The following is a 19,712-nucleotide window of genomic DNA, read 5'->3' as shown; positions in this document are numbered from 1 at the left end:
AAACGCGCTCCTTTGCTGCTACAGCATCATATATTCCGCATAGTCTCCAACTGTCTTGCTGATCTATCCTCATTTAACTACGGTTCTTAGAATGAAGTTTCGATTTTCGTCGAAATAATGGAAACGTTATTTCGGTAATATATTTCACAAGCTCGTCAAATATTAGCATGGAATCACATTACTCTTGGTGAGAGAGATGGGCAGAATTTGCCTCCGCATTCTCTCTTGCCGAGGTGGCTATGATGACCTTGCTTCCCGATTTCCGATCTGCGCTCAGGCGCTCCGTCTTCGCGTCGGTTTCTGCCCTCGCGCTTTTCGTGGGCGGCGCCGCTTCCGCGACCGAGGTGGTCGTTGCCATCGGCGCCGAGCCGACGACGCTTGACCCGCAGGCCCAGGACGACGGTCCCGAGCGGATCGTCAACGACAACATCTACGAGACGCTCTATGTGCGCGATGCGACCGGCACGCTGTCACCCGGCCTTGCCGCCGAGTTGCCGAAGCAGATCGATCCCCTGACCTGGGAAATTGTGCTCAGGGATGGCATCAACTTTCACAATGGCGAACCGCTCGACGCCAAGGCCGTCGCGCTCAGCCTGAACCGGATTGTCGACCCGGCGCTCAAATCCGGCCAGTTCTCCTACGTGTCGACGATCAAGGAAGCGGTTGCCGTGGACGCGCGCACGGTGCGCGTTACCACGGAGAAGCCGGATCCGGCGCTTACCGCGCGGCTCTACTGGCTGAAGATCGTTCCGGCCTCCTATGCGTCTGACCCGAATTTTGCCGCCCATCCGATCGGCACCGGCCCCTACAAATTCGTGCGCTGGGATCGCGGCGAGGAAGTCGTGCTCCAGGCCAATCCCGATTACTGGGGCAACGCTGCCAAGGTTGACGACGTCACGTTCCGTTTCATCCCCGATGCCAGCACGCGCCTCGCAGGCCTGCTTTCGGGCGAACTGGACCTGATCACCAACGTCGCGCCCGAATTCACGGCGCAGCTGCCCAAGGTCGCCAAAATCGAGGGGCTCGAACTGCCCTACGTGCTGATCAATGCACGGCCGGGGGCGCCGACTTCGGATGTGCGTGTCCGTCAGGCGCTGCTGTATGCGGTCAACCGCGAGGAACTGGCCGAAGGACTGTTCGAGGGTAACGCCAAGGCCGCGACAGGCCAGCTTGCCGTCCCGGCGGCTTTCGGCTTCGACGAGAGCATCAAGGCCTATCCCTACGATCCCGAAAAGGCCAAGGCGCTGCTGAAGGAAGCCGGGGCTGAAGGCGCGGTGATCGAGTTTGTCGGACCGGGCGGTCGCTTCCTGAAGGATCGCGATACGGTCGAGGCCGTTGCGGCCTATTGGACTGCGGTCGGGCTCAAGGTCAATGTTCGCATCCCGGAATGGAGCGACTATCTGAAGACGATCTTCAATCCCGAGGCTCGTCCGGACGTCTACTATTCCTCGAGCGCCAACGAGCTGTTCGACGTGGATCGTGCGATCACCGCCTATTACCATCCCGTAAGCCCCGGCGCTTCGAATGCCGACAAGGAGCTTGGCGAGTGGATCGACGCCGCGCGCTTCGAAACCGATGTCGAAAAGCGCAAGGCGCTCTATGCAAAAGTTCTGCAGCGTTCGCGCGACGAGGCTTATGTGAATTCGCTGCTGAACGTGCAGGATATTTACGGTCTCAGCAAACGCGTCGAGTGGACGCCGCGCGTTGACGGCAAGGTTTTCGTCAAGGACATCACCGTGTCGGAAGGCACGGAGTAGGCCGGCCGCATCATCCTCTGTAGAGACCTGAATCGGAAGCCGGACCACGGGCGTGGTCCGGCTTCTCATCGTTGGAGACGAATTTGACGGAAGCCATGGAACGATCGGTCATTGTCACAGGCGCAGCGAGCGGCATAGGCGCCGCGCTGGCGGTGAAGCTCGCGGCGCCCGGAACGGCCTTGCTGCTGCACACGAGAGCCAATTCGGCAGGTCTCGCATCCGTTGCCGCGGCCGCCGAGGCGCGCGGTTCGGTCGTCGAGCAGGTGCTTGGCGATCTCGCGGATCCGGCGGTCCCGCGCGAGATCGTTGCCCGCGGGCGCGCACGATTTGGCCGGATCGACCAGATCGTCAGCAATGCCGGTCAGGCGAAACGGTCGCAATTCGGCGAGTTTGGCGCGGAGGATCTTGCCGCCGCCTTTGCCAGCATGCCGGTCGCCTTTCTCCATCTCGTCGATGCGGCGCTCGGCGACCTGGAGACATCGAGCTGGGGCCGTGTCGTCACGGTCAGCTCTTTCATCACGCATGTCTTCGGTACCGCCGGGCTGCTGTTTCCGGCCACAGCGGCGGCGAAGGCAGCGCTTGAATCCCTGTCGAAAAGCCTCGCTGTCCAGCTCGCCCCCTTCGGCACGACTGTCAACATCGTCGTGCCCGGCTTTACGCGCAAGGACGCGACGGGGCACTCGGCAGTATCCTCCAGCAATCGCGATACGGCCGTTTCGCTGACCCCGACCGGACGCCTGTCAGACCCCGCCGATATCGCCGCCGCGATCGCCTTTCTGCTGTCGCGCGAGGCAAGACAGGTTACGGGCGAGTTGCTCCACGTCGATGGCGGCCTTCGACTGCCCTAGACTAGGTACAGTTTCCAAGAAGACTGTTCCGTTTCACGCGAACGTTCATCGGGGCACTCCGGTCAAGGCGGGTAGTTCTAAACCCAAACCTCAAATCCGGGCCCGGATGAGAAAGGCCTTCATAGCCTCGAAAGCTATGGCTAACCTCTCCGCTGTTCTTGCTGAACGGCGGCCACATGGTCGACGTGCGTACTCGCTCGACGTTATGACCTCGGAATTCCATCACTCCCTCGTCGGGTATGCGCTCCAAGCCTTGTTTTCCTCGTCAACGCAGCACATTTCGCGCCGTAGTTGGGTTAGGACCTTCCAGACCAAATGCGGATTGAAGTAAGGCACCCCAGCAGCGGCGCAGGAATCCTTGAAAAGGTCCCGTATCGGGGTTGTTGACGCCCAGGGCAGGCTGCAGCCTGCCTAGCTTGCCGTAGAGGCGATTGCCGAGGGCATATTTGAAAAGTGTGGCTCCTCGGCCGTACCGCCGGCGGACGTCCGAGCATCAAGCCACCCGAGAAGGATTGCCTCGTACCGTTCTCCAACCGGGAAAGTTCCGCGTGCCAGAGCGGTGCGTCGCCAGAGATGGAAAGCCGAAAGCCACGTTCGATGGCGATCACTAGCATCAGAAGTTCGCCACGAGACCCCATCTCAGTGAAAGCTAAGCCAAAGTGCCTAGGTCGTAGCCCTTACAGGGCCCCCGATCCCGGCCAATGCAAAAAGCCACTCTGCGCATTTCGCCAGCGGCTAAAACCCAACAATATCAATAATTTAAATGGCAGAGAGGGGAGACTTCGCCCCACTTGAACCTAACCACATGATTTCAATAGCTTAACTCTGACCTACCAACTACCCGCGTAGCTGTTATGTGTAGCACTCCTTTGCCCAGCTCAGCGCTTTGGTCAATCGTCCGGGACGCCAAATGTTGCTGGTCTGAGCTAACTCTTGGCTGCTTGGGCCACAGCGTGGCGTGCAACCCGTTGCAAGTTACTGCATGATTTTGACATTCGAGGACAAAGCGGCGGCCCATCGCGGACAGTTCCCCACTTACAAATCAAGTGCAGCTCCATTTACCCTGAGCCATTCTTTCCGCTCCCGGTATAGCGGCAACACCTTGTCGACTTCGTTCCAGAAAGCGTCCGAATGATCACGGTGTCGTAGGTGACAAAGTTCGTGCACTACAAGGTAGTCAATGACAGTCTGCGGAGCCATCATGGCCTTCCAATGAAAGTTCAACGTGCCGCCTTCACCGCATGAAGCCCAGTGGTAACCGAGTTCCTTGACGGCAATCCCACCAGGCTCCACGCCGACCAACGGCGCAAGGTTATGAACGCGCTCCGTGAATATCGGGAACCCTTTCGCAATATAGAAATCCCGGAAGGCCTTGCGTGCGGCAGGCTCCCCTTCTGTGGCCACAAAGGCTTCGGACAACTCCCAGCGTCCGTTCTTGAGACGCAACGGAACGTCTGCGTCGGCAACGAACTTCAATCGATAGGATCGCCCCAGATAGGCGAAGCCCTGACCTTGGACCAAAGGCCGAAGCCTGCGGCTGGAATTCAGGTCTTCCCATTCAGCAAGAGAGCGATGCACCCAAAGCGCGCGATCAGCGACGGCTTCGCGCACCTCTTCGTCGTCAAACCCGTCGGGCGCGCGAACGATAACTTCGCCCGAACGCTCGATGACGATGTCCGCCGTTTTCCGCGCGCTGCGGATCAGCGTGAACTCGATATCCTGGGCACGCATCTTCATGACGGGAGCAACTCCACGTGTCGCTTTTCGGCGAGGCGAGTCAATTCCACCGCTATACGTCGGTGCTGATCCTGAACGGCGCTGATGCCAGAGACTATCAGCTCCGTATCAATACTCGCTCTGAGCCGACGAACCTGGTCCGGCTTGCGCCAGAAATCAATGATCGTGATTGATTCACGGATGACCCCGACCAGCCGGGTAGAGAGCGCGTCCAGCATGGCGGCATCCTCGACCGAGAGCGTGGCGCCGTCACCAATCAGATCAAGGAGGTTGTCACGAAATACGAGCACTTCGGGGGCGTGCTCGGTTATCGCTTCCCCGCGACCCGCCCTGATTTCCGATCGCAGTTCTTCATAGCGCTCGGCCAATGACTTCCAGTCTTCGCCATGCTTGGCGATGAGCGTGTCAAGCTTCTCACTCATCCGTTTGAAGAAGGCCGGGTCTTCGTCAAAATGGATGGTGCAATGTTTGCGGATGGCGTGCTCCATCTCGCTCGCCTTTGCCCGGACACTTCCCTGCGCATGACCCGTTACCTGCGCTACAAAATCCGGGTCCAGCAGTTCGACCGGGGGAATTTGAGGGTCGACGCCGAGCTCTATGAGATGCTTATTGATGAGCGCGGCGACTTTTTTGCCAACGCCCGCGAAATCAATGGAATCGTCCTTAAAACGCTCTTTGGTCATGCGCATCAGATAGCCTAGCCGCCTCGCCGGTCCGCGATACCGCTGTGCGGCAGCACCCGGCAGGATGAGGTCGAGGCTCATCAGGAATTTCTTCAGATACACCTCGAAGTCCGCTCGCGCCTTGATAGGTTCAAGCGCGTCCACGGCCTTGTGGACGACGCGAACCTCCTCGTCCGTGTTGCCGAGCGTGCCGGTCAGGAACGCCTCAATATCGTGGACAGCCAGCCCCTGGAAATGCTGGAGCAGCCGACGATAGCGTTCTTCAAGAATGGGCAGTTCGGAGGTAAGGTTCTTCAGCCCGGCCTGAAGGTCGGCAAGGTCCTCTCTGGCGTAGATTTTCAGCGCGTCAGTGAGGTGATTGGCGAGGCCGATGTAGTCGACGATGAAGCCGCGCTGCTTGCCCTGCGTCACCCGATTCACGCGAGCAATGGCCTGAAGCAGGTTGTGCTCTCGCAATCGCTTATCGATGTACATGACCTGCTCGATCGGGGCATCGAAGCCTGTCAGCAGCATGTCACACACGACAAGGAAGGCGATACCAGTGTTGGCCTTTTCGTGGTCGTCTAGATTAAATGGCTTGCAGAAATTCTCGACCGTATTCCAGTCCCGCGCCTCCTTGCGGGCGGCGGTGATTTCGGCGAGCTCATTGGTCGCGTCCGACGACACCACCACCACCACTTTGAGGAAGGCGATCCGGCGGATCAGATCCGCGTCCGGATCCGACTTTGCACGCTCGGCGTCCAGCCGCGCCTGCAGCGCCTCGCGCAAGGCGCGTTGGTACCGAACGGCGGCGAGCTTGGAATGGCAGACGACCTGGGCCTTGAACCCGTTGGGCAGGATGTTGTCGATGTAGTGGCCGACCAGATCGCGGGCGATCGCAGCGATCCGGCTTTCCGCTTCCAGGATATCGCCCGTAACACCATACTTTTTCTTGATGGCGAGCAGGTCTTCGGCAGAGCGCTCCGCGAAGAGATCCTCGAACGCGGTGTCGAACTCAGCCTTGTCGCGCAGGGCGGTGTTGGCGGTGCGGCCCTCGTAAAGGATTTGCAGGGTCGCCCCGTCCGCCACGGCGTCCATCAGCTTGTAGGTATCAATATACGCGCCGAACCGCTTCACGGTCTGCTTACCGCCGTGGCGCTCGGTGATCAGCGGCGTGCCAGTGAAGGCGACGCGGGCGGCGTTGGGGAACGCCTCGAACAAATTGTCGCCCATGTCGCTGCCCTGCGTCCTATGGGCTTCGTCCACCATGATCAGAATACGCGGGCTATCGTTGACGACGCCAAAGCTCTCTGCGCTGGGCGGCGGGGCATAGCGTCCCAGCTTATCGCGCAAGCTGTCAGGTAGGTCGTCCTTCGTCTCGACGAACTTATGGACCATCACCATGTTCACATCAGAAGCCGGAGAGGAAAGCACGTCGCGCACAGCGGCTCGGCTGCCGACCAGATTGATCTTCCCCCCGATCAGCTTGGCCGTGCCGGCCAATTGGTCCTCCAAGTCGGCGCGGTCCACCACCATCAAAATCTTCATGTCATTGAGGTCGCGGCTAGCGCGAAGCATCCGGCCGACGAAGACCATGGTCAGCGATTTGCCCGAACCCTGAGTGTGCCAGACGACACCGCTGCGCTCCATGGGCGTCTCGCCGTCGCGCAGACGCTGCGCGATCCGGCGGGCGGCGCGGTGCTGCTGATAGCGGGCGAGTACCTTCACCCGCTTGCCGTTCGGCAGGTCCATGAACACCGAACAGGTGCGCAGCATGTCGAGTAGGCAATGCGGGTTGAGCAGGCCCTGGACTAGTTCCTCCTGCGCACGGACGGCACCCAGCGGCGGGGTGATCTCGGCATATGCTCCCGGCCAGATGTTGCGCCAGCCGTAGAAATGCTCGGGGGCGGAACTGATCGTGCCGAACTCCGCCGCCTCGCCGCAGGTCCGGATCACCGCGAGGTTGGGATAGAACAGCTTCGGCTCGCCTTCACGCAGGCCGGCCCGTGCGGTCTCCGGGCGCGCGTCGCGATAGCGCTGCAACTGCACGAAGGATTCATGCATCGGATTGGCGGTATTGGCGTCGCCAATCTTGGCCTCGATCACCACCAGTGGCAGTCCGTTCACGAACAGCACAACGTCGGGGATGATGAAGCCTTTGACGCAGCCCGGCGTGTCGACGCGAAACTGATTGATAGCGTGGAAGCTGTTGCGCTCGGGATTGGCAAAATCGATCAGGCGGACGGTGGGGTCCTTCTCGCTAGTTAGCTCGTTACGATCCACCTGCGCCTTGAGCAGTAGCGCCTGCACCGCCTCGTTGGCGTCTAGCAGGCCCTTGCCCGGCTGCCGGAAGATATCGTCGACCAGCCCCGCCAGTTGCCGTTCGGTCAACCATTCGCGACCATCGGGCTGGCGATTGAGCGCGCGAACGCTGTCGCGGAACACCTGCGGTAGGATTAGGTCGCGAAAGCTTGATCGTAGCGAGGCCGCCGGGTCCTGCGGGATCATCTGGCAACCCTGGTCGATCACCAACCAGCCCAACCCGGCAAGCTGGGTCAGCAGTGGCTTTTCGACGTGGGCGTATTCGCTCATGCGGCCGCACTTTCGAGCAGCGGCGCGACCGAGATTTTGCCGGTGAGCAGATCCTGCATTAGGCCGCTTTTCTGTAGGCGGAGCTTTAGAAACTCCTCTTTTGAAGATCTTATTTGGGAGGCAATCTTTCCAGCCACCTCTATAAACTGACCCTGTTCGTCAGGCGAAGGCCACGCGAATTTTAGGGAGTTCAACACTGCAGCATTGGCCACGTCACGTCCGCCGGTATTGATCGACCTGCGGATTTGGGCTCGTAGGACGACATCGAAGGCCAATTGAAGGTACAAATAGCGCGGGTTAACTCTTGTTGCATTGAGCCGGATACGCATCAGATTTGAAGACATGATCCATCCTGAATTTTCAGGCTCTATCACCACTGAGCGGCCAACATCCGCAACTCGCGAGAATACTACATCACCTGGAGCGAGTTGATACGCCTCCAGGCGCGTTGCGGTTTCCTCGGAAACATAGAGAAGTTCTTCATGCTCTAGAATTCCCTCGCCGAGCGAGCCGATAGTAATTACAGGCCGCCCCCGCGCGACCCAATGCTCGATCTTCAACGACGAGCCGAAAGGCCCTGTTTTCAAGTGCCCTCCGTTTGTTGGGCCCTTGTCCTTGAGGACTGAAACTTCCCATCCCTTGGGCAGCCAGCCGAGTTCGGTCTGGTGGTAGAGGTCAGGAACCTCCTCGCGGGGCCGTCGGAGCTGGCCATGTTCGTCAACGCCGCGCGTAAACAAGTCCTGCATCAACCCTGCGCGCACCCGCTCCTGCTTGGCAATCAACGCCTCCGTCGCCTCGATCTGGGAGTCGATACCGCGCAGCACACGGACTATGGTTGTCTGACTCTCCATATCCTGCAAGAGCAGGCTCGATTTCGCGAGCCAATCGCGACTTATGCTGGGAACGCCTGTCGCTTCGTTCAGCGATTCGAGATCGAACTGGCACAATTGATAGTACAGCCATTGGGCATCGACATCCCGCTTCGGGATGGCCGCATATGTTGTGTCAGAAGCCCAGAATGGCCCCTCGGAAAAGTGCGGGCGGGATAGCGAACCTTTACGTGGAATGATGACAGCAGGACCGGAGAAAAGACTTTTCGACGCCTTACCATAAACGCCACCCGTTCCGTAAACAGGAACGTCCCCCTCTTCGACAACAACGCCGGCTGGGGATTTGCCGTAATAAATGTCTGCGAAAGACGATAAGGCTTCAAGCATAACCCAAAACCTTGAGATAGCGGTCCAACTCGGCGGTGGCATCGCTGCGCCGCTTCTCAATAGTGCGCACCGTAACCGCATACTTGTCGTGCAAGTTTTCGATCGCTGCCGCCACCGCCCGCCGCTCGGCATCGAGATAGGCGCGGTAAGTAGCTACCAGCGTGTTGCGGAAGCGGGTGAGGATCTGGCTGCGCGCGGCCTCCGGCGTAATCTTCTCGCGGGCGGCCGCGACCAATTCCTCTCGCCTCTTCTCCGCCGCACGGAGTTCCGCTTTCAGCGCCTTAGCCTCGTCCTCCAGCGCCTTATGCCGAGCGAGCCGGTGTGTGGCATGCGCCAACTCCTGTATGATCGCCTGGCCCTTCTCTGCAAGGGCAAGAACTGGCGCGGCAAACTGTAAAGCTGGACCGGCCTTCTTGACAGCCGAGGCCAACCGCCACACCGCCCCAAAATCAGGATCGCCCAGCTTGCCGAGCTTCGCCGCACCCTTTGGCAGGCCCAATTCAGCAATCAGGTCGGGCGCAACACCCTGCGCCGCCTTCATCAGCTTCTTCAACTCTGCCCCCTGCGCCTTGACGAGTTCCTTGAGCCGCTTGACCTCTGCCGAGGCAAGGACACCGCAGTTCTCCTCGTCCTCATAGCTTTCCTCATCTGCGGTCGCGAAAAGGGCCTGCACCTCGTCGAGGCGGGCACGCTTGGTGACTAGTTCCGCGACCAGGTCCGGAAACTCGCTTTGCAGGATTTCGTCGTCGGGAATCAGCTCCGCACCCCAACCGCTTGCCGCTACCGATTTCAGATCAGTCTTCAGGCTATCCACATAGCGCGCCATGCTCCCGCGCATCTGGAAAGGGTTGAGTAGCGTTTGCCCTGCAAAGGCCGCATCGATATCCACCACCAGCGCACGGCGCAGCGCATAGACGTTGCCTCCGCGGCCGCCCGCCGCCGCGTCTGCCGGGGCGAGTTGAGTGATGGCGGGTTCGTTCGACTGCCACCACTCCGTTAGCCTGTTCATGAATTCCAGATGCGCGCGCCCTACGCCGGAATGCGCCTTCACCAGTTCAACGATGTCGCGTCGCGTGGTGATGATAGAGTCAAAATCGCAATAGACCGCATCACCGATGCGCGGCGCGAAGCAAGCCTCGCGCAGGCCCTCATAGTTCCGCCAGAAGCGTTCCAGCCCATTAACTTCCGCCACCGGCACGCCGCCATGGATGTGCGCTCTCACGTCCTGCGGCTCGGGTGGTGGAGCGTTATCAACATAACGGCGGATGTTGCAGTTGAACTCTTCCGCCTCGATCTCGTCTATTGGTACGACGCGAGCGTAACCGGGTACGTCGTGTCTCTGGCGGTAGACGTCAACGATCTTCGCCATGTCCTCGGGCCGTAGGAAGTTCTGAGCCTTGCCTTCGCGGTATTCGCGGTCGGCATTAATGAACAGGACATCCTTGCGCTCCGCAGCGTTCTCTTTATTCATCACCAAAATGCAGGCGGGAATGCCCGTGCCATAGAACAGGCTTGGCGGCAAACCGATGACCGCGTCGAGCCAGCCCTGCTTTATGAAATGTTCGCGCGCGTCCTTTTCTTCGCCGCCGCGAAACAGCACACCATGCGGCATGACCGTTGCCATGCGGCCGTCGCTTTTCAACACCGCCAGCATGTGCTGGACAAACATAAGGTCCGCCTTCTTGCCCTTTTCCGGCATCCATTTCACGAACCGACCTTTGAACTCCATGTCCTTGGCGCTGTAGTTTTGGCTAAAGGGCGGATTGGCGAGCACCCGGTCGAAGCGGGTCAGCTCGCCGTCGTCGGCCCGGTGCTGCGGCTTGGCCAACGTATCTTCCTGCCGGATATCCGCCGATTGGATATCGTGCAGGATCATGTTCATCCGGCAGATCGACCAGGTCGTGCCCTGTGACTCCTGCCCGGCGAGTGAGAGGTTGTCCGGGTCGCCGCCATTGTCGCGTATGTAATCGCGCGATTGGATCAGCATACCGCCTGAGCCCACTGTCGGATCATAGATGCTCATGCCCGGCTTCGGACTGACGATCTCGACCATCGTGCGCACGACATCGGCGGGGGTGTAGAACTCGCCTGCCTTTTTGCCGGCTGAATCGGCAAAGTATTTGATCAAATATTCGTAGGCGGCGCCGAGCAAATCGGGGAACTCGAAGTTCTCGTCGCGTAGGGGGATTTTCTCGAACACCTGGATGAAATCGACCAGCGTGTCGTCGCTGAGCGTACGCTGTCCGATCTTGCGGTTGAAATTGATGTGTTCGAGCACATCCTCAAGCTGGTCCTTGTTGTTCCGCTCAAGCTCGCCAAGCGCAGAATTGAGTCCGTTGCCGACATCCTCTTTCAAATGGCGGATGGTTTCCCAGCGCGATTCAGTCGGTACGTAGAAGGTGTACTGGTCTCGACTTTCCAGCAGAACCGCGAGCCGTTCACCACCGAGACCACGAGCACACAGATTGGCCGTGAGCTTTTCACGCTGCTGGTCGAACAGGTCGCTGCACCGCTTCAGAAACAGGACGCCGAAAATATACTCCTTGTACTCGGAGGCATCCATGTTGCCACGGAGCTCGTCGCACGCCTTGAAAAGGAGACCGGTGAGTTGAGAGAGGGTGAGCTTAGCCATGCCGGCAATTGACACAAACCATGCGCCACTGTCGACTGGCGGACGGCAAACAAGGACTCCTTTTTTACCGGGAGCTCCGCCTCATGCTTCTGCCTTCCGGGGCGGCATACTCACACGGTTCGAACCTGATCGGCCAGCTTCGCCAGCGTGTTCTCATCCCTGATCGCGGCGAAAACTACTGCAACGCGTTGCACGGATCGGCGGCCCGTCTGCTGCTCGCAGTTGGTTGATCCACGCAACACACTTCGAGGTGCGCCTTGAACCGTGCCCGCGACGGTCATGGGCAATGATGCGAAAACCCTGCGAGCCGAAGAACAGCATCTGCGGCGCCTAAGCGTCGCCGGCCAGCGGCCAGCCATGCGAGAACAGGATGGGCTGACCCTTGCCCCAGTCCTTGTAGGCGATCGATGTGCCGTCTTTGACCTGAAATGTGCTCATGGTTCCTCTCCGTTTTGCATCTGAAGGAACCTGCCGCCTGTCGGCTGAATGACGCTCGCAGCATCGGACGGAACCCGCCTCGGAACGACTCTACCTGGGGGTGCCAAAATCATACTTCGGTATAGGCCGCAGAAAACCGTTGGTTTGGTGAGTGGGAACTTGAGATTTGCGAACGTGCCGAGCGCACAGATGATCGATTAATGTCGGGCTCCCACGCCACAACGTCTGCTTTCAAGCAACGGGAATGATCACGTGAATGGCTGATATGCGTGAACCCGCCCGGCAGCTTGGGGGCCGGAAGCGGACTGACCGATTTTGGCTGCCGCCGTGCATTAGGCCGCCGTTCTGCAACCGATCCCGTCCGTCATACACGCTCAAATTTCGCACCCCTGAAAGCGGTCCTACGCTGGCTCATGCGAAGTCGGCGCGGCGCGCCTGCGCAAGCTCGTCCCACATGCCTCGGAGCCAGCAATCGTGATCCCGATTTTGCTGGCGTTTAAGGATTGCTGCGGGAACCTTTTAGCGTCGCGATAATTGAGGTCGATTATGTGGGGGTGTGATTTGACAAAACAGAATATTGGCGGGCGTTCCGTCGCTTCCACAGGCGTGCAGGGCTTGGATGATATCCTTGTAGGCGGCCTCACACGCGAGCGTATTTATCTCGTGGAAGGCACACCAGGAACGGGAAAAACGACCCTCGGGCTTGGCTTCTTGTTGTCTGGCGCGCGTGAGCGGGAGCCCGGACTGTACATCACCCTGGCCGAAACGAAGGTCGAACTCGTCGCGGTGGCGGAAAGCCACGGCTGGTCTCTCGACGACATTCACCTGGTCGAGATGGTGCCGGCCGACGGCCTCGGAGAGGATCAAGAGCAGACCTTGCTTCATCCGAGTGAGGTGGAACTTGGCGAGACCGTGCGCGACATCATGGCCAAGGTCGAGCAGTTCAAGCCAGCCCGCGTCGTCATCGACAGCCTGTCCGAACTACGGCTGCTGGCTCAAACGCCTGTACGCTACCGCCGCCAGATTCTGGCGCTGAAGCACTTTTTTGCTTTGCGCCAGTGCACGGTGCTTCTTCTCGACGACAGAAGCGCCAGCGGCAGCGACCTCCAGTTGCAGAGCATTGCACACGGCGTCATCATGCTGGAGCAGACTCTGTCTGGTTTCGGCGCCCAGCGGCGCCGCCTTCATATCGTGAAGATGCGGGGCATCCGCTTCCGCGGCGGATACCATGACTTCGAGATCGAGCCGGGTGGCTTGTGTGTTTATCCCCGGCTGGTCGCGGCCGAACATGGCAGTATCTACGATGACACACCCGTATCCACGGGCTCTGATCATCTCGACAGTCTGCTGGGTGGCGGCCTGGTTCCAGGAACCGCGACGCTGCTGTCGGGACCAGCAGGTGTGGGCAAGACCACGGCAACTGTCCAGACAATGGTTTCCGGCCTGAAGCGCGGCGACAAGGCTTCGTACTTCCTTTTTGACGAACGGCTGCCGACGCTGCTCAAGCGCTCGAAGTCGCTTGGCATGGATGTGGCGCCGTTCATCGAGGCGGGCACGCTGGATCTGAGGGCGATTGATCCAGCCGAGCTGTCACCGGGAGAGTTCGTCGGTGCGGTTCGCGACGCTGTCGAGACGTTCGGAGCCAAGATCGTCGTGATCGATAGCTTGAATGCGTATCTTCAGTCGATGCCGAACGAGCAATTCCTTGTTCTTCAGATGCACGAGTTGCTGAGCTATCTTGGTCAGAAGGGGATCGTCACCATCCTGATCCTTGGACTGCATGGCGTCACCGGGGATATCAGGTCCGATGTCGATCTCAGCTATCTTGCGGACACGGTGCTGCAACTGCGTTACTTCGAAGCGCATGGCGAGGTGCGGCAGGCGATCTCTGTCATCAAGACTCGTACCGCTCGACATGAGCGGACCATCCGCGAGTTTCAGATCACCGAGCAAGGCTTGTCTGTAGGCGAAACGTTGCGCGACTTCCAAGGCGTATTGACCGGGGTCCCAACCTTTTCGGGCTCGCTATCAGAGCTTTTGGAGACTGGGGGGGCAGCGACAGATTCAGCCGACGTGCAGTGATGAACCGCGTACTCATTTTAGCGCCTCGGGGTCGCGATGCGGAGGTTGCTGCCAAGCTGTTTGGCGCTAACGAGATCAACTCCGTCGTGTGCCGCGACATCGCAGACCTGGTTGAAGCGATAGAGGTTGATGCTGCGACGGTCGTACTCACCGAAGAAGTGCTTATAGGGAGCGATGCTGATCGACTGGCTGACTGGATCGCAGCCCAGCCGGCCTGGTCCGATTTGCCGATCATTGTTCTGGCAAACGGAAACCGAGCGCCGCGAAGCCAACGCGCGTTGCAGCGACTCCAGGGGTTGGGCAACACGGTTCTGCTGGAACGTCCGCTCCACGCCGAGGCGATCCTTGGCGCGGTCAGGTCAGCACTCAAGGCGCGCTCCCGCCAGTATCAGGTGCGTGACGTCGTTGCCAAGCTTATCGAGAGCGAGCGTGAGCTCAGGTTCACGCTCAAGGCTGGTAAGCTCGGATCTTGGACGCTCGACCTGACAAATGGCAAATTGACCACGTCCGAGACGTGTCGCGCCAATTTCGGTCGCGATAGGGACGCGTCATTCACCTACCAGGAACTCCGCGATGCCGTACATCCGGACGACCGGGCTCGAATGGCAGCAGCGGTGGATTCTAGCGTCGCCAAAGGCGGAGACTACGACATCGAGTACCGCGTCATCACGCCTGCAGGCGGATTGCGTTGGGTGCTGATAAGGGCCCAGCCCGTCTACGCCATGGATGGGACGCCGCTGCAAATGGCGGGGGTCTCGCTCGATATCACCGACCGCAAGCTCGAAGATGCGCGCAAAGAGTGCCTCGTCGAATTCGCTGAAGGAATCCGGGATCTCCAGGACCCCGGCGAAATGGCCTACGTGGCGGCCGAAATCCTTGGCCGTGCGCTGGGGGCTAGTCGGGTTGGCTATGCTACGATCGATCCCGACGCCGAGACGCTTCATGTCGACAGGGACTGGACTGCGGTCGGCGTTGAGTCGCTAGCCGGCGTGCTTCAGCTTCGCGACTACGGCTCATTCATCGATAGCCTGAAACGAAACGAGTTCATCGCCATTTCCGACGTGCGCGAGGACGATCGCACCGCCGCCGCCGCTGAGGCGTTGGAGAGCCGTAGCGCCCGCGCGTTCGTCAACATGCCAGTGATTGAGCAAGGCCAACTGCGCGCCGTACTCTTCATTAATCACGCCCACGTACGCGACTGGACGCCAGAGGACCTTGCCCTCGTCAAGGAGGTTGGCGAACGCACTCGCACCGCGGTTGAACGAACTCGGGTCGACGCTGCTTTGAGCGAGAGCGAGCGCCGCTACCGCACGCTGTTCGAGAACGTGAACTCGGGTTTCTGTGTTTTCGATATGGTGTTCGACGGGGACGATCACCCGATCGATTACGTTTTTGTGGAAGTGAACCCAGCGTTCGAGGCGCAGACCGGCCTGAGCGATACCATCGGGCGGCGGATCAGCGAGCTTGCTCCGGGTCATGAACAGCGTTGGTACGATCTCTATGGCGAGGTTGCCCTGACGGGTACGCCGCTGCGCGTCGAAGAGGAAGCCCGGGCGCTGGAGCGTTGGTACGAGGTCTATGCCTACAGGGTCGGCGCGCCAGAGCAACGCCGGGTGGCGGCGCTGTTCAACGACGTTTCGGAGCGCAAGCGTGCCGAGGCACGTATCCGCGAGTTGAATGAATCACTGGAGCAGCGCGTCGCCGAGCGAACGGCAGAACGCGACCGGCTCTGGACCCTTTCCGAAGACTTGCTGGCGCGTGCCAACTACGGAGGCATGATGACGGCCGTAAGTCCTGCGTGGCAGCGCATGCTCGGCTGGTCGGAAACGGAGCTGCTGGCTGGCCCCTACACTTCGTTCATGCACCCGGACGACATGGAGCCGACTCTGGCAGGTCTCGCTCACATGGGTGAAACGGGTCAGTCCACGCGCTTCGAAAATCGGATCGCCACTAAAGATGGTGGCTGGAAGTCGATCGAGTGGACTGTCGCCCCAGAACCAGACGGGTTGAATTTCATCGCGGTCGGACGAGATCGCAGCGATGTAAAGGCGCGTGAGGCCGAGCTCCAAGCTGCGCAAGACCAGCTGCGCCAAAGTCAAAAGATGGAAGCTATGGGCAGCCTCACGGGCGGCGTTGCGCATGACTTCAACAACTTGCTCACTCCCATCGTCGGAGCGCTCGATCTACTCCAGCGACGCAGCATAGGTGGCGAGCGTGAGCAGCGGCTGATAGCCGGTGCGGCCCAGTCAGCCGAGCGCGCCAAGACGCTGGTTCAAAGGTTGCTGGCCTTCGCGCGACGGCAGCCGCTCCAAGCGACTGCCGTTGACGTCGCCAAGCTGGTAACGGGCATGGCAGATCTGGTTGCCAGCACGACGGGGCCACAGATAAGGGTGTCCGTAGACGTCCCCCCGGATCTGCCTGCGGCTAGAGCGGACCCCAATCAGCTTGAGATGGCACTTCTCAATCTCAGCGTAAACGCGCGCGATGCGATGCCGAGTGGCGGAACGCTGAGGATCACGGCCACGACGGCGACGGTTAGGGCGGGGGAGGATGCGGGGCTCAATGCAGGAGCCTACATAAGGCTGTCCGTGGCCGACAGCGGCGTCGGCATGGATGAAGGAACGCTTGCCAGGGCCGTTGAGCCGTTTTTCTCGACCAAAGGCGTCGGCAAAGGGACAGGCTTGGGCCTCTCGATGGTTCACGGTCTCGCATCCCAACTCGGTGGCCTGTTGAGAATTCAGAGCCGCCCGGGGCTTGGAACCAATATTGAGCTATGGCTCCCCCAGAGCACTGACACATCAGAGATTTCTGAAACGCCACGACAAGTCACACCGTCGCCGGGGATACGCGGTACGGCGCTGCTTGTTGACGACGAAGAATTGGTACGATTGAGTACCGCCGACATGCTCTCGGAGCTCGGCTACACGGTGGTAGAAGCGGCGTCCGCAGAAGAAGCGCTCAAGCTCGTTCGCAATGGTCTCAAGCCCGACTTGCTGCTGACAGACCACCTGATGCCAGGCATGAGCGGAACGGATTTGGCTCGCGCGCTTCGGGGCCGTTGGGGCGGGCTCCCTGTCATTGTGGCGTCTGGTTACGCCGAAAGCGAAGGTATTGCGCCGGATCTTCCCCGCTTGACGAAGCCCTTTCGCAACGACGAACTGGAAAGCAGCCTCGCTGCGCTTTCCCGATCTGACTAGCTCTGTACCCGACCTGTCAGGATGGCCAAGACATTGCTGACATCGTCAAGGGTGTAGGGTTTTGACAGGTTGAGCTGTGATTTATGCTGGTCCGGAAAGCTGTCCCTTCCCGTCCCACTCATGAATGCGAACGGTATATGACGAGCGGTCAGAAGATCCGCGACTGGATAGGATACTTCCGTCCCAAGATTGACGTCCAATAGCGCAACGTCAAATTGCTGCGACTTCACGGCTTCAAGCGCCTCATCGAGGCGCGTAATCGGTCCAACTGGCTCAAAGTTCAGATCCAGTAAAAACTCCTCCAACATCATGGCAATAAGAAATTCGTCTTCGATGATTAGAACGCGCAATGTCGCAGTCACCGCGTGACCTGCACAGATGACGAAATTGAGCGGGCGGACACCTGAGATTCTTCCGCGTGTGGCTGGCTAAGCGGGTTTACTGTAACGATCGGGCTTGTCATCGTGCCTATTCTGATTTGGCGCCTCAGTGATTATCAACCAGCTGATTTCCGTATTGGAAACTTGCTAGAATAGCCGAAATAATTAAGGCAATTTAGCGTTGATCTGGGCACATTCTTTATCGGCATCGCCCACTCGCGGCAAGATGTCAAGATGATCAGCCGCGACCTCGCGGCAATGGAGCTGGTTCTTATGGCCACTACTCATAGTTGCTGCCCTGATCGCCATCGTCTGGTTGCTCATCCCGGTCCATTCCAATGATGCCGGATGCGCCTGCTTGATACGCAGTCCGCTTTCTAGGCGCTAATTGCCGAAAGCGTTGAGTCAATTCCCCACCCCGAATCCGACGATGCGTGGCGACAGGATCCGACCCCATTTAGTCATCTCGAAAAGGGGCGTTCGAGCGCTTTACTGGCTGGGTGTGGTGATGATACCTGGCGGTCTCCGTCGGAGAACACCTAATGATCAATACACCCACTACTGCGCAGCACATTCCCGCCTTGCAGCTGCTGGTGGCTGAAACTGGCATGTTTCCGCCCGAAATGGTTCCTGAGCTGCTCGCGGGCTTTTTGGCGGATGAGGGCGGTCAGTATTGGCTTAGCTGCTTCGTGGATAATGAACTGGCTGGATTTTGTTATGCGGTAGAAGAGACGCTCGCGGATGGCAGTTGGAACATGATTGCCATCGGCGTCAGCAAGGCGATGCAGGGCAAGGGCATGGGGTTGTCGCTCGTTCAGGATTTGGAAACCCACCTGATCCAGCAGGGAGCGCGTATTCTGGTCGCCGACACGTCCGGCCTTCCGGACTTCGCGCCTGCTCGCGCCTTCTATGCTAAAGCCGGATATCAGAGCGTGGGGCGCATCCCTGACTTCTGGGCGGCTGGCGACGATAAGGTTGTGTTCTGGAAATCGTTGCGCGACTGACCAGAGAGTTCCGCGCAAGGCGCGCAGCATGACCACAAACCTGGCGTCGCATCCCTCGATGGGAACAAGTACGCAGGTGGAACAGTATCCGCCATCGCCCGTCGTTTAACCTGGCGTTGCTACGGCGGCCATCCCGCGCCGGATTGCGTCGGCGATCAGAGCGCGCGCCCAGATCCGCCACCAATCGAACGACCGCCCGCCGGCGCAGGATCGAGACTGCGATCAAGCTTGCGCAGGCGAATGCATTGTCCGTGACAGCGCGCGGCCACGGCTACGTGCCGTGGTCCCGCTGCGCGCCGCGATAGTACGAGACCATGGCGGCTGCCGGTATCGGCCAGGCGGCCTTCATTCCGAAGAAGTAGACACCGCTCGCGCCATCTATCGCGTAGTCCGGTGGAATGAACCGATCGAAGAACCTGACCCAAGCAAAGGCAAGCTTGGCCAGTTTGCCTGCCGTTCGCGACCGAAAGATTCCCCGCGCCAAGTAGTCGACGGACCACATAAACTGCAAGGCAGGACCGCCGTTTGCACCCGATTCAATAAGCTCGAAGTTCCGAAAGAGGTAGCGATGGCCGCTTTCCGTGAAGCGGGTAAAATCGTAGGCCCCCTCGTGGACCTGCTGCATGAAGGGCGTCTCGGCGTAGACGAGGCCGTCGGCCTTCAGGATACGCCAGATCTCGGCCACGACCTCTGACGGCTGCAGAACATGCTCCAGCACCGCCTGGACGACGACGGCATCGAAGAATTCGTCTGGCAGCGGCATCTGATGGGCGTCGGCGATGAACTGGATCTTGTCGGAATTGTAGATGTCGAAGGCGTAGATCTCGATATCGCGCGCGCTGTAGAGCGGCTCCATACCTTGACCGACGCTGCCACCGCCGACAACCAGCAGACGCACGGGCTTCGGCCGGCGATCAAGATGCCCGAGCAGCGTCGAGACGTTGTTGCGCGTGGTCTGTTTGGCAGGAGACAAGATTCGTTTTACAAGGCGCGCTGCGCCGCGATACTCCGGCCGTGTGACTGGGCTGCTGGCCGCGCTCGCAACGGTTCGCTGTCGGTCGAGGATGGATCGTTCGAAATCGACCAAAACCGGCACCGTACCGGCGTCGGTAAATGTCAGAGCATCCTGCTCACTCGGACAAGAAGCGCAGATAAACCCTCCTGGG

Annotated in this window: 11 protein-coding genes and 1 pseudogene; 5 read left to right on the top strand and 7 right to left on the bottom strand. The window is 59.6% G+C overall.

Going from position 1 to position 19,712, the window contains the following annotated elements:
• Nucleotides 1–239: 239 nt before the first annotated feature.
• Together OSH12_RS15250 and OSH12_RS15245 are read left to right on the top strand one after the other, a co-directional pair.
• Complete coding sequence (locus tag OSH12_RS15250; protein WP_266344440.1) at nt 240–1,757, top strand: ABC transporter substrate-binding protein; 1,518 nt, start codon at nt 240–242, stop codon at nt 1,755–1,757.
• 95 nt (nt 1,758–1,852) lie between these two features.
• The gene (locus OSH12_RS15245) at nt 1,853–2,605 is read left to right on the top strand and encodes an SDR family NAD(P)-dependent oxidoreductase (protein WP_380225460.1); all 753 of its coding nucleotides are present in this window, start codon (nt 1,853–1,855) and stop codon (nt 2,603–2,605) included.
• 1,035 nt (nt 2,606–3,640) lie between these two features.
• Here the strand turns inward: OSH12_RS15245 and OSH12_RS15240 are convergent.
• The 5 genes and pseudogenes from OSH12_RS15240 to OSH12_RS15220 all read right to left on the bottom strand — a co-directional run.
• Nucleotides 3,641–4,342: a M48 family metallopeptidase gene (locus tag OSH12_RS15240; protein WP_266344438.1), complete on the bottom strand. Its 702-nt coding sequence runs from the start codon at nt 4,340–4,342 to the stop codon at nt 3,641–3,643.
• A complete protein-coding gene (locus tag OSH12_RS15235) occupies nt 4,339–7,596 on the bottom strand; it encodes a type I restriction endonuclease subunit R (RefSeq protein WP_266344437.1) in 3,258 nt (1,085 codons plus the stop codon). Before OSH12_RS15235 ends, OSH12_RS15240 begins: the two co-directional genes overlap by 4 nt.
• On the bottom strand, nt 7,593–8,813 hold the full coding sequence (locus OSH12_RS15230) for a restriction endonuclease subunit S (protein ID WP_266344436.1): 1,221 nt from the start codon (nt 8,811–8,813) through the stop codon (nt 7,593–7,595). The genes OSH12_RS15235 and OSH12_RS15230 overlap by 4 nt, the downstream gene beginning before the upstream one ends.
• Nucleotides 8,806–11,445, bottom strand: coding sequence for an HsdM family class I SAM-dependent methyltransferase (locus OSH12_RS15225; protein WP_266344435.1), 2,640 nt, complete (start codon nt 11,443–11,445; stop codon nt 8,806–8,808). The genes OSH12_RS15230 and OSH12_RS15225 overlap by 8 nt, the downstream gene beginning before the upstream one ends.
• A gap of 261 nt (nt 11,446–11,706) precedes the next feature.
• Nucleotides 11,707–11,883, bottom strand: a pseudogene (locus tag OSH12_RS15220) (alpha/beta fold hydrolase); the annotation flags it as partial.
• Nucleotides 11,884–12,429: 546 nt separating this feature from the next.
• Here OSH12_RS15220 and OSH12_RS15215 point away from each other — a divergent pair.
• Nucleotides 12,430–13,965 (top strand): ATPase domain-containing protein, encoded by a 1,536-nt coding sequence (locus tag OSH12_RS15215; protein WP_380225439.1) that lies wholly within the window; start codon nt 12,430–12,432, stop codon nt 13,963–13,965.
• Nucleotides 13,965–17,162: a PAS domain-containing protein gene (locus OSH12_RS15210; RefSeq protein WP_266344433.1), complete on the top strand. Its 3,198-nt coding sequence runs from the start codon at nt 13,965–13,967 to the stop codon at nt 17,160–17,162. The genes OSH12_RS15215 and OSH12_RS15210 overlap by 1 nt, the downstream gene beginning before the upstream one ends.
• Here the strand turns inward: OSH12_RS15210 and OSH12_RS15205 are convergent.
• Entirely contained in the window at nt 17,159–17,524 is a 366-nt protein-coding gene (locus OSH12_RS15205) for a response regulator (protein WP_266344432.1), read from the bottom strand. The two genes, OSH12_RS15210 and OSH12_RS15205, sit on opposite strands and share 4 nt — an antisense overlap.
• Before the next feature lie 560 nt (nt 17,525–18,084).
• Between OSH12_RS15205 and OSH12_RS15200 the strand changes: the two genes are divergently transcribed.
• Nucleotides 18,085–18,546: a GNAT family N-acetyltransferase gene (locus OSH12_RS15200; protein WP_266344431.1), complete on the top strand. Its 462-nt coding sequence runs from the start codon at nt 18,085–18,087 to the stop codon at nt 18,544–18,546.
• 271 nt (nt 18,547–18,817) lie between these two features.
• Here OSH12_RS15200 and OSH12_RS15195 read toward each other — a convergent pair whose 3' ends face one another.
• A complete protein-coding gene (locus OSH12_RS15195; protein WP_266344430.1) occupies nt 18,818–19,633 on the bottom strand; it encodes a class I SAM-dependent methyltransferase in 816 nt (271 codons plus the stop codon).
• Nucleotides 19,634–19,712: the final 79 nt, after the last annotated feature.

Origin of the sequence: Kaistia terrae, from assembly GCF_026344005.1 — a bacterium.
In the GTDB taxonomy this organism is placed as follows: Bacteria; Pseudomonadota; Alphaproteobacteria; order Rhizobiales; family Kaistiaceae; genus Kaistia; species Kaistia terrae.
The sequence above is the reverse complement of the archived record's forward strand: the minus strand, read 5'-3'. Positions and strand labels throughout refer to the sequence as shown.